Raw genomic sequence first — 13,581 nt, forward strand, 5'->3', positions numbered from 1 at the left:
GTATGTGAAAGTATAAAGTTATTCAACTATGTTGCTCACACGCTAATTATGACTATCAGGTAAAAATGTTAAGATTTCATCAATATACTTCGTTAAAGTGGAAACAGAAACCCCATATTGTTGAGCTATTTCTTTTTTTGTTACTTTGAGCATCTGTGAAGATTTAAACAAATAGTCATTTGCTCCCGCAATCGCTGCAGGATTAGTAAAACGATAATTTTGTACTAAAGCTTGTTCACAAAGTACAAACCACATCTGAAACATTGGAACAATCAGTGATGATAGCTTTCCATACTGTTCTAATAAAATTTCTGAAACATGGACTGCACGTAAAAAGCTTGCTTCTACTTTATTTTTCTTATCAAATTCATGACCCAGTGCGTAAGCCAAAAATAACTTCTCGAATGAGCCTAATTGTTCAATATTGACCCATTTCGGATGGGCGATAATTTCTTGCTTATGGGCAGTTCCTTTCAATAAAAACAACCCAAAAATACGTTCACTTGTATAAGAACTTTCTAATTTTTCAACAATAAAATCACGATCATGCTCCAAGGCATCCAGAGCAAATTCATTCTCCTGTTGGCGCCATGGCTCAAAGCCTTCTTTGTCTGGATCTAGCTCTAGAAGCTGATCCCAAGCACTTTTCGAAATCTCCACATGATCTGAGAAATATGCAGCATGGGATAACCAAAAGTAAAAACCTGCATCTCCAACATAGCCTCTCTTTTGCATACTGCGTAACCACTTATAGGCTAATTCGTATTGCCCTATTAAGGCTAATGTCGCTCCAAGCTTATAACGATGCTCCCAAGTATAAGGCTGAATTTTAACAAGCACATTTAATAGCGCTTGTAAGTCTTCTTCATTCTTTTCATAATACGCAATCACCGTTAAATTACATAGCGCATGTAAGTTGCCCTTATTTTCACGTAGCACTGTATGTAAGAGAGCTTTTGCTTGTTCTTCTTCTCCAACATAAAAATAAGCGAGCGCTAAATTATTATAGGCAGACCAAAATGCTGGGCGATTTTCAATTAAATCTTCTAAAATATTAATAGCTTCTGGGAAATCTCCCTTTTCCATACAACGACGAGCCTGCTCCTGGCGATATAAATCCTCACCCGAGCCTTCAAGTTCTTCCAAATCGTCCTGCTCAAAAGCGACGAATTCTAATATTTCTGCTGCCTCATCCGCATAAGCACCTTCTGGCTCTAACTTTAAGTATTCTTCCGCAAAGCGTTTAGCATCATGCATTATGCCTACACACCCAGATACCTCTGCCATATAAAATATGATTTCAGGATTATCTGGATCAATTTGATAAGCATGACGAAGCAGATCATACGCTTCCTCAAAACGTTGACCCTCTAACTCTACTATGGCTAGCTGCAAGTTAATCATTGGATCATCAGGACTTAAATCTACCGCACGCTGTAAATATTTATAAGCCTTATTCATTTGACCACTGTTCATAGCTTGAATTGATTTTTTATAATAATAGTCGCCTGTTGGAATGAACGACACTATATTCGATTGAGTCTCATTTTGACGTTTCTTTTCCAATATATTTCCTCCGAAACAAGAAATAAGGAACGTATTTTACGTTCCTTTACACAGTAATCTCTATTATACCATACAATCAATAATATGCTGTTATTTCTCCTCGTGACGTTTTTCCAACACATGTAGTACATCATAAATACTTACCTTTTGTTCTTGCAGTAAAACGAGAAGGTGATACAGCAGATCAGCTGCCTCCCATTTTACTTCCTCAGCATCTCGATTTTTAGCCCCTATGACAACCTCCGTCGCTTCTTCTCCAACCTTTTTACAGATTTTATCAATACCCTTATCAAATAAATATGTAGTATATGCTCCCTCTGGCATTTCCTGCTCACGCTTTTCAATCACACGTGCAAGTTTAGAGATAATGTCCACGGAGCCTACCTTATCATATTGTTGAATAACCTCCGTAAAGCAAGAAGTTGTACCGTTATGACAGGCTGGTCCAGCTGGTAGAACTTCCACCACTAAGGCATCTTGATCACAGTCTGCTTTTATGGATACTACTTGTTGCGTATGACCACTTGTAGCCCCTTTATGCCAAAGCTCTTGGCGCGAACGAGAATAAAACCAAGTTTCTCCTGATTGAATTGTTTTAGCCAAGGACTCTTGATTCATATAAGCTACCGTTAGCACTTCTTTTGTATTGGCATCTTGTACAACAGCTGTAACAAGACCTCGCTCATCGAATTGGATGTTCTCTATCATCTTATTGCCACTCCTTTTTCACGTAGGTATTCTTTTACTTGTGCTACGCTTGTTTCCTTGTAATGGAAGATCGAAGCTGCCAGTGCAGCATCTGCATCTACCTCTTGTGCTAATACTTCGTAAAAATGCTCGGCATGTCCTGCTCCACCACTAGCAATAACCGGGACTGTTACTGCCTCTCGTACCGCTTTTGTTAAAGCTAAATCAAAACCGGACTTTTCTCCATCTTGATTCATGCTTGTTAATAAAATTTCACCTGCTCCTAAACGTACAGCTTCCTTTGCCCAATCAATAGCCGACCAAGCTGTTTTGTTACGCCCACCATGTGTATAAACCATCCACGTGCCGTCCACTTCACTATAGCGAGCATCAATTGCTACTACGATACATTGTGCACCAAAGAAATCGGAGCCTTCTTGGATAAGGGCTGGTCGCTCCAAAGCAGAAGTATTGACTGATACTTTATCAGCACCCGCACGTAAAATACGTTTCATATCATCCAATGTACGAATACCACCACCTACTGTAAAAGGAATGGCAAGTGTAGCAGCTGTTTGACGAACAACGTCTACCATCGTTTGGCGACCTTCATGTGAAGCAGAAATATCTAGAAAGACAAGCTCATCTGCCCCTTGTTCATCATAGAACTGCGCAAGCTCTACTGGATCACCCGCATCACGAATAGATTCAAATTGTATGCCCTTTACAACCCGACCTTCCTTCACATCAAGACATGGGATAATACGTTTCGTTAGCATACTTTCACACCTTTCAGCCATTGCTCTAATAAATAAATACCTAGTTCCCCTGACTTTTCAGGGTGAAATTGCATGCCTGTCACGGAACCATTTGTCACAATACCTGGCACTTTCATGCCATAATAATCTGCATAGGCAACAAGCTCTGATTCCTCTATATTTTTTGCATAATAGGAATGAACAAAATAAACATGCTTCGCTGCTATTTCATTGTTCAACCATGCCGGCTGATTCGTTAATATCAGCTCATTCCACCCCATATGTGGCACCCGGTATAGCTGGTCTTCTGTCATACCGGTAAAGCGGGTAATACACCCTTTAAAAAATCCTAACCCTTTTGTTGGCGTTACTTCATCACTTTGCTCAAATAATAATTGCATGCCTAGACAAATTCCCAATAAGGGGCGATTTTCGCTATACACCTTTTGTAAATAACAATCTAGCTTTGTTTCTGCTAATCGCTTTCTAGCATCAGGGAATGCGCCAACTCCTGGTAATAAAAGCGCATCTGTCGTATCTAGCATCTTTTCATCAGCAGACACAACAACCTCACAACCTAGTCGCTTTAATGCCTGTTCTACACTAAATAAATTACCCATACCATAATCAATCACGCCTATTTTCACGTTAACAGCCCCTTAGTCGATGGTACACCTTTAACACGTGGATCAATTTCTACTGCAGCATCAATAGCACGTGCTAGTGCTTTGAAAATTGCCTCAATAATATGATGTGTATTGTTTCCATAAGGTACTATGACGTGAACATTCATACGTGCTTCTAGCGCAAATTTCCATAAAAATTCATGCACTAACTCTGTATCAAACGTCCCTACTTTTTCTTTTAATGGTGGCACTCGATACTCTAAATGTGGTCGATTGGAGCAATCTACTACAACCTGTGCTAGTGCGTCATCCATCGGCACAAATGCTGTACCATAGCGTTTAATACCTTTTTTATCACCAAGTGCTTCACGAATAGCTTGGCCTAAGACAATACCAAGATCTTCTGTTGTATGATGATCGTCGATGTAAGTATCACCATTCGCTTGGATAGTTCCATTAAATAGTCCATGCTTGATAAATAAATCTAACATATGGTCCATAAATCCAACACCTGTTTGAATAGTTGCTTGGCCTTCACCATCTAAATCAATTGCTACTGTAATTTGCGTTTCATTTGTGGTACGTTCTACTTTTGCATATCGTTTCTTTTCTACCATTGTCCTATTCCTTCTCCCATCCGCGTGATTCCACTGCACGCGCATGACCCTCTAAGCCTTCCATACGCGCTAGACGTGCAATTTTCGGTGCATTTTCTTCCCATGTTTTTCCGCTATAATAAACAATACTTGATTTTTTCACAAAATCATCAACACTTAAGCCACTTGCAAAACGAGCCGTGCTATTGGTTGGTAGCACATGATTTGTCCCTGCAAAGTAATCTCCAACAGGCTCTGAGCTGTATCGGCCAATAAATATACCACCCGCATGTCTTACTTGCTCAGCAATAACTTCTGCATTTTCTGTAAGAATTTCTAAATGCTCAGGTGCTAACGTGTTAATCGCTTCCACTGCATCTGCTAAAGTGTCAGCAACATAAATTGCTCCGAATTTTTCTATGGAAGCCCGTGCCACTTCTTGACGTGGTAAAGTCTTCAATTGCTTGTCTACTTCCTCAGCAACCTTTTTCGCTAGTTGTTCCGAAGTCGTTACGAGTATGGCACAAGCTAATACATCATGCTCTGCCTGTGATAAAAGATCAGCAGCAATTTCATCAGGGTAGGCTGTGTCGTCAGCCAACACCGCAATTTCACTAGGTCCCGCAATCATATCAATCGCTACCTCACCAAACACCTCCCGTTTGGCCAGAGCTACGAAAATATTGCCAGGGCCTGTAATTTTATCGACTGGAGCAATTGTTTCTGTACCGTATGCAAGTGCAGCAATCGCTTGTGCTCCACCAACTTTATAGATTTCATTTATGCCTAAAAGATGAGCTGCTACAAGTACACCTGCTGGTAATTTCCCGCTCTGATTAGCAGGAGAAGTAATGACAATACGCTGCACGCCAGCAACCTGAGCCGGAATCACATTCATTAATACCGATGATGGATATGCTGCAGTACCACCTGGAACATACAACCCTACTGCATCCAAAGCAGTCACTCGTTGTCCTAACCAAGAACCATCTCCCAACTCCATATGGTAGCCTGTACGTATTTGTTGTTCATGGTATAATCGAATATTTTCAGCAGCCTCTGCTAAATCGCTATACAGTTGTTGATCAAGAGCATTTACGGCTTCTGCAATTTCCTTCTCTGTAACACGCAAGCTTTCAGGAGCATAGCCATCCCATTTTTCAGTATAGAATCGTATCGCTGCATCTCCCTGTTTCTTCACCTCAGATAAGACTTGTCTCACAACATTTAGCTGTTCCTCATTTCCTCCTTCAAGTGGCCTTTTTAAAGAAATACCTTTTGCAAGCTTTGTTATTTTCATCGAATTAAACCCCTTTAGTCCCTTATATGTAACTAAATTTGATTATTTTTGTGCTCATTCACACATTTTTTCAATCGCTTGACAAGATCCATAATACGCTCACCCTTCATACGATAACTTACAGGGTTTGCTATTAATCGTGAAGAAACGGCAGTAATAAATTCGTACTCTACTAAACCATTTTCTTTTAGTGTACGCCCAGTAGAAACAATATCGACAATACGATCCGCTAAACCAATCATCGGTGCTAATTCAATAGATCCATTAAGTTCGATAATTTCTACTTGCTCTCCAATTCCCTTATAATATTTCATAGCGATATTCGGATATTTCGTAGCAATTCGAGGTGCAATTTCATTCATTGATGTATTTGGCAAACCTGCAGATGCGATATAGCAATTACTAATTTTTAAATCGAGTAATTCATGAACCTCACGCTGCTGTTCTAACAAAACATCCTTTCCAGCAATCCCAATATCAGCAACACCATGTTCAACATAGACAGGAACGTCCATTGGCTTTGATAAAATAAAGCGAATTTTTTCCTCTGGTATTTCAATCATTAATTTACGTGACATTTCTACTTCTGCTGGTAAATTAAAACCTGCCTCTAATAGCATTCGATAGGCCTCTTCAAAGATTCGCCCTTTTGGCATTGCAATCGTTAATTCATTCACTGCCAATTTCCTCCTGTCCTACAACCACCACTTCTGTAAAGTAAGCTAAATAGGCTGCTTCATCTACTAGGCTGCTACGTAACTGTAAAGTAGCCAATTTCCCTGCTGCTCGCAATGCTTTGACCTTTAACAATGCTGCCTCGAATTGTTCTTCCTCAAAGAGCACAACGGTTGCTTCCTGTTGTTTCTCTGACTCCCCATTTAACGTTTCTAATAATCGGTCAACTCGAATGCTAAAACCTGTCGCACCAACCTTTGAACCAAATACCCCTAGCAAGCCATCATAACGGCCACCATTCCCTAACGGAAAACCGCTCCCTACCGCAAATACTTCAAAAAGCATGCCAGTGTAATAGCTCATATGACTCGAAAGTGTGAAATCAAAAGTAACATGTTCAGCTAAGTCAGCCATTTCTAGTAGCTGAGCAAGCTGCTGCATATACTCTAACGCATCATTTTTACGTACATATTTTTCAATATCCCGAATATCCCTTACATTCATTGCTTCTTCTATAAACTGGAGGAGAGCATCGGTTTTAGCTTTTGGCAAATCAAATGACTCCACCGCTTCTTCAAACCCTACATAATTCCGTTGGACAAGCAAAGCTCTTAGTATTGCTTGTTGCTCGTTACTCTCTGTGTAATCTTGTAAAATGCAATGAAGGATGCCTGCATGACCAATTGTCACTTTAAATTCCTCTAATTTAAAATGCTTCAATAGCTCCATTGCTGTAACAATGACTTCTGCATCAGCAAATACGGATTGATCACCTATTAACTCAATCCCCATCTGGTCGAACTCTGCTGGTCTTCCTCCCTCAGCTTCTTGAGCACGAAAAACACTTGCGAAATACGCAAGGCGTAGTGGAATCATTTCTTTCAATAATTTCGATGTTGCTACTCGAGCAATAGGCGTTGTCATATCTGGTCGCAATACTAGTGTGTTCCCCTGACTATCCACCAATTTAAATAAATGAGCATCCGCTATCGCTGAAGCTTTCCCGACCGTATCGAAATATTCCACAGCAGGTGTTTTAATAAACTCATAACCCCTTTTATATAAAAAGTCTCTGCCTGCATGTCTAACGGCTTCAACCTTCTCATAGATTTGCGGGAATGTATCACGCATTCCAAGTGGTTTTTCAAACATTTTTAATGAAGACATATGGTCACATCCTTATATCACACTTTAATTCACTAGAGTATTAGAGAATTAGATTATGAAAGAATTCTAACTTATTTTGCTTAAACAGTCAACGTTATCTTCTCTATTTTCACAATCTTTAAATACTTATTTTTCTGTTAATTATATACATTGTATGGTGTACGAACCCATAACATCATTTCTTTAAATTTAAACAATATGTGTATTTGGACTATATTATGACGAAGCACTTTCATGGACCATCACAATAAAAGCTATGCCTACAAGTGTTCTGGATAGCCTTTATACTAAAAAAACTCACGAAGTATGTCTCCATACAACGTGAGTTTTTCTACTTTTGTGGCGTACTCCACTCTACAACTTCATTACGCTTACGCTCTGCCATTTGTTCAGCAGTATAAATAATTCTCATAGGGTTTCCTCCTGCTAAACAACCTGCTGGTACATCCTTATGTACGAGGGAGGCGGCTGAAACAATAGCACCATCTCCAATTGTTACACCAGGTAAAATCGTTGAATTTGCTCCAATCATGACTTCATTACCAATATGAACATCACCTAAACGGTATTCTTCTATTAAATATTCATGCGCTAAAATGGTCGTATTAAAACCAATTACCGTATTTTCTCCAATGAAAATACGTTCAGGAAACATAGTATCTGGCATAACCATCAACGCTAATGAAGTTCGCTCGCCAATTGTCATATTTAAAAATGTACGATATAACCAGTTTTTCACACGTAAAAATGGTGTGAAGCGTCCGATTTGAATGACAATGAAACACTTCATCACCTTCCAAAAGGACACCGTGTCATAAATATTCCAAAGCGAATTAGCTCCTTCAACACGGTAACGTTCTGTTTTACGCGCCATCTAACTTACCCCTCTTTCACAATATCAAATAAATCCGTCATATGCTGAAGCATATATTCTGGTTGATATTGCTGTAAGTATGCCTCACCTTTAATCGCCCAAGCAACACCTGCTGCTCTTACTCCTGCACGATGACCCGCTTCAATATCATGCGAATTATCTCCAATCATAATTGCGTCTTCCTTGTCTATCCCTAAGCGCTCCAAAGCTAGTAGGACTGGCTCTGGATCAGGCTTTACATTTTTCACATCGTCTGTGCCAATACGGACATCAAATAGATGTGTAGCACCTAGTATTGAAAGTCCTCGATCAATGGTATCATTACGTTTCGTCGAAACAATGGCCAAGCGAATACCTTGTGCTTTTAATTGTTCTAGCGTTGTTACTACATCAGGGTATTGGCTCACAAGTTCATCATGATGTTCTATATTCCAAGCGCGATATTTTGCTATTAAAGCCTCCTCTTCACCTGGAGCAATGTCATTAAATGTCTGTTTCAGGGATGGACCAATGAATTTCAAGCAGTCTTTTGGCGAATATTGCCCGGGAAATCGCTCATTTAACACATGCATAAATGTTTGAATGATTAAATCATTTGTATTAAGTAAAGTTCCATCAAAGTCGAATAGTAGAGCTTTTACAGCCATATTTTTTACATCCCCTTATTTGTTTTCCAAGTATTTCACGGCTGGTTTTACCTTTATTCTGCGATAAATAATCGCTCCAAGTCCAACGATAATCCCAATAATAGATACAACCTGCGCTGAACGTAAATCGCCTACAAGATACAGACTATCTGTACGCATTCCTTCAATAAAGAAACGACCAATTGAATACCAAATTAAATAACTAAAGAAAATTTCCCCACGATTTAAATTTACTTTGCGTAAAACAAGTAAAATAATAAGCCCAATAAGGTTCCAGACGGATTCATATAAAAACGTCGGATGTACATACGAACCTAATTCTTCGATATACATTTGATTGATAATCCAATCTGGCAGCATGAGATTTTCTAAAAATGCTTTAGATACCTCTCCACCATAGGCCTCTTGGTTCATAAAGTTGCCCCATCGACCAATAATCTGACCGATTAAAATACTTGGTGCTGCAATATCCGCTACTCGTAAAAAGCTTACATTTTTTATACGAGTATATATGTAAGCTGTGACAAATGCCCCGATGAGGGCACCATGAATGGCAATACCGCCATTCCATATTTCAATGATTTTCCCGGGATTTTCACTATAGTAATCCCATCGCATTGACACATAGTAAATACGTGCACAGATGATGGATATTGGCACTGCCCATAATAACAAGTCTGCAAGGAAGTCTTCAGGCAATCCTCTCTTAACAGCCTCTCTCTGCCCGACAACATAGGCTAAAATGATTCCCGACACAATCAGCAATCCATACCAACGCACTGGAATTGGCCCTAAATGGAAAGCAATCGGGTTAATCTGTAATAGTAATAAATCCATCTTCTACCCCTCTCAATATGTCATTAATCATGGATGGTTTGTTTGTTTGTATTAATCGTCTAACACATCATTCGACGAAATGACTTCATCTAAGCGTCTTGAAAATTCCTCAGCTGCATTAACTCCCATTTTCTTCAAGCGATAATTCATCGCAGCTACTTCAATAATAACGGAGACATTGCGCCCTGGGCGTACTGGGATTGTTAATTTTGTCAGCTCAGTATCAATTATTTTCATTTTCTCTTCTTCTAAGCCTAATCGATCATAAACTTTTTGCGGGTCCCAAATTTCCAGCTCAATGATCAGTGTAATACGTTTATATGGACGCACTGCACTCGCACCAAATAGTGTCATAATGTCAATAATCCCAATACCACGTATTTCTAATAAATGCTCCAACAAAGGTGGTGGACTACCAATTAATAAGTTTTCCGATTCTTGACGAATTTCTACACAGTCATCTGCTACTAATCGATGACCCTTTTTTACAAGCTCAAGTGCTGTTTCACTTTTACCTACGCCACTTTTCCCAATAATTAAAATACCAATTCCATACACATCGACGAGTACACCATGGGCTGCTGTCATTGGTGCTAGGCGTCCCTCTAAGTAGTTTGTCAATCTACTCGAAAATTTTGTTGTCGTCATATGTGTTTTAAAAACTGGAACATGCTTTTCGTTGGAAGCTTGTATAAGCTCCTCTGGCACTTCTAAATCTCGAGAAATAATAATAGCAGGCGTATCTTGCGAACAAAGCAAACGCATACGCTCTAGCTTGACATCTGCTGGCAGCATTTCAAAAAAAGATAGCTCTGTTTTGCCAAGCAATTGTACACGATTAGCAGGATAATGTGTAAAATAACCTGCCATTTCAAGTCCAGGTCTTGAAATATCACTTGTCACTATTGTTCTGCCGATCCCTTCCTCACCAGCTAATAACTCTAACTTAAATTTCTCCATAACATCTCTTGTTAATACTACGACCAATGAAAAAGCCTCCAATCAATGGATAAGGTTCTCCTTATTTTAGCATGTCTATGTATAAAAGAAATGTATTTACTCTTAACAAAAAAACTAGCGGCTCTCCAGTCCGCTAGTTTTGAATAGTATTATTTCTGAGTAGCTAACCATTTAGCAACTGCCTCAGCATCTGCCCCTTTAACAACTCCAGCAGGCATGTTTCCTTTACCATTATTAATAATATCTAATATTTCTGATTCTGATAAACGAGAACCTACATCGTTTAATGCTGGCCCAGTCGCACCTTGTAGCTCGCCGCCATGACAAGAAATACAAGATTTCATAGCAATTGCTTCACCATCCGGAGCAGCGGCACTTTCATTGTTAGTTGCCTCTTTATCTCCGCCGCCACATGCAGCTAAAAAGATTGCTGATCCGAACACTAATGTTAACATTGCTTTTTTCATTAGTACCCCTCCTCATAATAATTATCTTACGCCGCCATTATACCAAAATTATGCACGTTTGAAACCTTCTCCTAATACCTCATACGCATCAGAAACGATAACAAACGCTGATGGGTCAACGCTTTTAATGAGTTGTTTCAGCTTTGTGAATTCTGTTTGATAAACAACAACCATAAGAACTGGTCGTGCTTCTCCCGTATAACCTCCGATGGCTTGTAACTTCGTGACTCCACGATTGATTTCAGCATAAATGGCTTGCCGAACTTCATCTTGTTTCACCGTAATAATATAGACCATTTTAGATTGACTAAAACCTAGCTGAATGATATCAATTGTTTTTGTCGTTACATAAAGTCCAATCAGGGCATACAAACCTTTCTCTAAATCAAAAACAACTGCTGCACTAATCGCAATGATTCCATCTATTAATAGCACACTCGTACCAAGCGATAATCCAGTAAATTTCGTAATGATTTGCGCTAGTAAATCAGTGCCACCAGTTGAAGCATTCCCTTTAAAGACCAGTCCTATTCCTAATCCAACAACAATTCCACCAAAAAGAGCTCCAAGTAAAGAATTATCAGTCCAAGGTTCCCAGCTATTTGTTAACAAGACAATAAACGGTAACGTAATCGTACCGATAAATGATTTAATACCAAATTTTTTGCCCAGCAACAACACTCCAGCAATAAATAGTGGAATATTAAACGCATATTGAACAATTCCCGGATTCCAACCAAATAAACCATGCAAAATCGTACTAATTCCACTGACCCCACCTGAAGCGACTTGATTTGGTAATAAAAAGACATTAAAACCAATAGCTATTATTGCCGCTCCTACTATCACATACACATACTCCACAATGCTTTCTCTCACATCATGCTTCATTTCCCCACGCCCACTTCAACTATCAGAATTTTTTAAAGACGTGATGATTATAGCAAATACTTTTCACATTGAGAACTTCATCTTGATGAAGAAAGCACTGTCTTGTAGACATACAAAAGAAGCTAACTCACCTGAAAATAAGATAGCTTCTTAACAAGAGTACAGTCATTTAAAATGATTTTTCTGCCCATTCCATGGCCTCATAATATAATTGATCAATATCAACTAATTGGATATTCAATTGTGTAGCTAGCTCCTCTAATCGCTCCCAGTCTAATTTACTTAAAGCGATACTAAACTCCAAATAAGGTGTCATGTCCGTTTCATTACCTAATATTGTATTCGTGATATCCTCCGAAAATGGAAGCTGGTGTAGAATAGCTTCCATCGGTCTTTGAAGTAATGTATCAATTAGTGAAAACATGCCCACTAAGAAATATTCCGAGAAATTCTTTTTGTAGGAAAGCTTCGCTAATTTCTCACAGACCTTTGCACGGAATAAAGATGTACACATCACTTCTTTAAATAGATCAGAGTCGGCATCTATATCCATTTCTCGCATAGCCAATAAATAAATCCATTTTCGTAAATTCGAAATCCCAAGGAGGACAATGGCTTGTTTAATAGAGCGTACTTTAGATTTTGAGCGCTTAGAAGAATTATTAATCATTTGTAATAATTTATACGTCAATGAGATGTCCCGTTCAATATTTTCTGCTAGTAGTTGAATATTTGGCTCTTCTTCTTTTAGTAATGAGATGATATGAATGTATTGGATCGTATTCGCTGGAATGTCTGTTGCGTGTATTATTTGAGGTTGTTCAAAAAAATAGCCTTGAAACAATACATACCCAGAGGATTTAGCCACTTCAAATTGATGGCGAGTTTCTACTTTTTCAGCGAGTAATTGAATATGTGGAAATCTTTCCTTTACTTCACTTTCAATCTCCATTCTTTTTACGATAGATGAAGCTAAAAAGTCTACTTTAATATAGTCGACTTGTTCGAACAGTTCATCATAAACTTCTACATGTTCTTCCATAATAAAATCATCTAATGCTATTTGGAATCCATGTTTTTTCAGCTCAATCACCCGTTCAACTAACTGTGGGGTAAGCGGAACATCTTCTAATATCTCAATCACAACCTGTGAGGGATTTAAAAATTCATGAATTGAGCTCATCAATAAGTTTTCTGTAAAATTAACAAAACCCGGTTTACCTTTTGTTACTTCTTCAAAACCAATTGAAAGAAATGAGTTCACAAGTACGTCAATAGTTGCTGCATCTGAATCAACCATTGGAAAGGCATTTACGTTTTTGCCACGATATAATAATTCATACGCAACAACCTGCTCATGAAGATTAAAGATAGGCTGTCTGCCAATAAATACTTCCATTTCGATACCCCCATTTCTCCATATTCTAGTAATTCTAAGTATAGCATTTTTTACAACCTGATGCTTATACTTCAATATAATTTAACACGGTCCTACTAATCCCAAAAAAGACAGTCCAAGTGATTTTTTCA

Annotated in this window: 15 protein-coding genes; all 15 read right to left on the bottom strand. The window is 38.7% G+C overall.

Annotation, left to right across the window (positions count from 1 at the left end; all coding sequences use genetic code 11):
* Positions 1 to 42 precede the first annotated feature (42 nt).
* The 15 genes from MKY49_RS18465 to MKY49_RS18535 all read right to left on the bottom strand — a co-directional run bounded on the left by MKY49_RS18465 (position 43) and on the right by MKY49_RS18535 (position 13,450).
* Positions 43 to 1,566: a tetratricopeptide repeat protein gene (locus MKY49_RS18465; RefSeq protein WP_341386824.1), complete on the bottom strand. Its 1,524-nt coding sequence runs from the start codon at positions 1,564 to 1,566 to the stop codon at positions 43 to 45.
* Between the two features lie 90 nt (positions 1,567 to 1,656).
* A complete protein-coding gene (gene hisIE / locus MKY49_RS18470; protein WP_274794392.1) occupies positions 1,657 to 2,274 on the bottom strand; it encodes a bifunctional phosphoribosyl-AMP cyclohydrolase/phosphoribosyl-ATP diphosphatase HisIE in 618 nt (205 codons plus the stop codon).
* Entirely contained in the window at positions 2,271 to 3,032 is a 762-nt protein-coding gene (gene hisF / locus MKY49_RS18475) for an imidazole glycerol phosphate synthase subunit HisF (protein ID WP_322605833.1), read from the bottom strand. Before hisF ends, hisIE begins: the two co-directional genes overlap by 4 nt.
* Positions 3,026 to 3,658 (bottom strand): imidazole glycerol phosphate synthase subunit HisH, encoded by a 633-nt coding sequence (gene hisH / locus MKY49_RS18480; protein WP_341386825.1) that lies wholly within the window; start codon positions 3,656 to 3,658, stop codon positions 3,026 to 3,028. Before hisH ends, hisF begins: the two co-directional genes overlap by 7 nt.
* Positions 3,655 to 4,254: an imidazoleglycerol-phosphate dehydratase HisB gene (hisB, locus tag MKY49_RS18485; RefSeq protein WP_274794395.1), complete on the bottom strand. Its 600-nt coding sequence runs from the start codon at positions 4,252 to 4,254 to the stop codon at positions 3,655 to 3,657. The genes hisH and hisB overlap by 4 nt, the downstream gene beginning before the upstream one ends.
* A 4-nt stretch (positions 4,255 to 4,258) precedes the next feature.
* Positions 4,259 to 5,533 (bottom strand): histidinol dehydrogenase, encoded by a 1,275-nt coding sequence (gene hisD / locus MKY49_RS18490; RefSeq protein ID WP_341386826.1) that lies wholly within the window; start codon positions 5,531 to 5,533, stop codon positions 4,259 to 4,261.
* Positions 5,534 to 5,565: 32 nt separating this feature from the next.
* Positions 5,566 to 6,210 carry an ATP phosphoribosyltransferase gene (gene hisG, locus MKY49_RS18495; RefSeq protein ID WP_274794397.1) on the bottom strand — a complete coding sequence of 215 codons (645 nt, stop codon included), beginning with the start codon at positions 6,208 to 6,210 and terminating at the stop codon, positions 5,566 to 5,568.
* Positions 6,203 to 7,375: an ATP phosphoribosyltransferase regulatory subunit gene (locus tag MKY49_RS18500; RefSeq protein WP_274794398.1), complete on the bottom strand. Its 1,173-nt coding sequence runs from the start codon at positions 7,373 to 7,375 to the stop codon at positions 6,203 to 6,205. The genes hisG and MKY49_RS18500 overlap by 8 nt, the downstream gene beginning before the upstream one ends.
* Before the next feature lie 331 nt (positions 7,376 to 7,706).
* Entirely contained in the window at positions 7,707 to 8,249 is a 543-nt protein-coding gene (locus MKY49_RS18505) for an acyltransferase (RefSeq protein ID WP_274794399.1), read from the bottom strand.
* Positions 8,250 to 8,254: 5 nt separating this feature from the next.
* Positions 8,255 to 8,896 (bottom strand): pyrophosphatase PpaX, encoded by a 642-nt coding sequence (gene ppaX / locus MKY49_RS18510; RefSeq protein WP_274794400.1) that lies wholly within the window; start codon positions 8,894 to 8,896, stop codon positions 8,255 to 8,257.
* A 15-nt stretch (positions 8,897 to 8,911) separates the two neighbouring features.
* The gene (lgt, locus tag MKY49_RS18515) at positions 8,912 to 9,733 is read right to left on the bottom strand and encodes a prolipoprotein diacylglyceryl transferase (protein ID WP_312506031.1); all 822 of its coding nucleotides are present in this window, start codon (positions 9,731 to 9,733) and stop codon (positions 8,912 to 8,914) included.
* A 51-nt stretch (positions 9,734 to 9,784) separates the two neighbouring features.
* Positions 9,785 to 10,720: an HPr(Ser) kinase/phosphatase gene (gene hprK, locus MKY49_RS18520; RefSeq protein ID WP_274794402.1), complete on the bottom strand. Its 936-nt coding sequence runs from the start codon at positions 10,718 to 10,720 to the stop codon at positions 9,785 to 9,787.
* A gap of 122 nt (positions 10,721 to 10,842) precedes the next feature.
* Positions 10,843 to 11,160, bottom strand: coding sequence for a cytochrome c551 (gene cccB, locus MKY49_RS18525; RefSeq protein WP_341386827.1), 318 nt, complete (start codon positions 11,158 to 11,160; stop codon positions 10,843 to 10,845).
* A 48-nt stretch (positions 11,161 to 11,208) separates the two neighbouring features.
* Positions 11,209 to 12,051 carry a YitT family protein gene (locus MKY49_RS18530; RefSeq protein WP_274794404.1) on the bottom strand — a complete coding sequence of 281 codons (843 nt, stop codon included), beginning with the start codon at positions 12,049 to 12,051 and terminating at the stop codon, positions 11,209 to 11,211.
* A 169-nt stretch (positions 12,052 to 12,220) separates the two neighbouring features.
* Positions 12,221 to 13,450 (bottom strand): EAL and HDOD domain-containing protein, encoded by a 1,230-nt coding sequence (locus tag MKY49_RS18535; RefSeq protein ID WP_312506033.1) that lies wholly within the window; start codon positions 13,448 to 13,450, stop codon positions 12,221 to 12,223.
* Between the last annotated feature and the right edge of the window lie 131 nt (positions 13,451 to 13,581).

The organism is Lysinibacillus sp. FSL M8-0134, from assembly GCF_038069745.1.
GTDB classification, from domain to species: domain Bacteria; phylum Bacillota; class Bacilli; order Bacillales_A; family Planococcaceae; genus Lysinibacillus; species Lysinibacillus irui.

Coding starts and splice junctions, on each gene's coding strand:
- MKY49_RS18530 (WP_274794404.1), bottom strand. CDS start 12,051: ATGAAGCATGATGTGAGAGAAAGCATTGTGGAGTATGTGTATGTGATA.
- MKY49_RS18500 (WP_274794398.1), bottom strand. CDS start 7,375: ATGTCTTCATTAAAAATGTTTGAAAAACCACTTGGAATGCGTGATACA.
- hisF (WP_322605833.1), bottom strand. CDS start 3,032: ATGCTAACGAAACGTATTATCCCATGTCTTGATGTGAAGGAAGGTCGG.
- hisIE (WP_274794392.1), bottom strand. CDS start 2,274: ATGATAGAGAACATCCAATTCGATGAGCGAGGTCTTGTTACAGCTGTT.
- cccB (WP_341386827.1), bottom strand. CDS start 11,160: ATGAAAAAAGCAATGTTAACATTAGTGTTCGGATCAGCAATCTTTTTA.
- hisB (WP_274794395.1), bottom strand. CDS start 4,254: ATGGTAGAAAAGAAACGATATGCAAAAGTAGAACGTACCACAAATGAA.
- ppaX (WP_274794400.1), bottom strand. CDS start 8,896: ATGGCTGTAAAAGCTCTACTATTCGACTTTGATGGAACTTTACTTAAT.
- lgt (WP_312506031.1), bottom strand. CDS start 9,733: ATGGATTTATTACTATTACAGATTAACCCGATTGCTTTCCATTTAGGG.
- hisD (WP_341386826.1), bottom strand. CDS start 5,533: ATGAAAATAACAAAGCTTGCAAAAGGTATTTCTTTAAAAAGGCCACTT.
- MKY49_RS18505 (WP_274794399.1), bottom strand. CDS start 8,249: ATGGCGCGTAAAACAGAACGTTACCGTGTTGAAGGAGCTAATTCGCTT.
- MKY49_RS18535 (WP_312506033.1), bottom strand. CDS start 13,450: ATGGAAGTATTTATTGGCAGACAGCCTATCTTTAATCTTCATGAGCAG.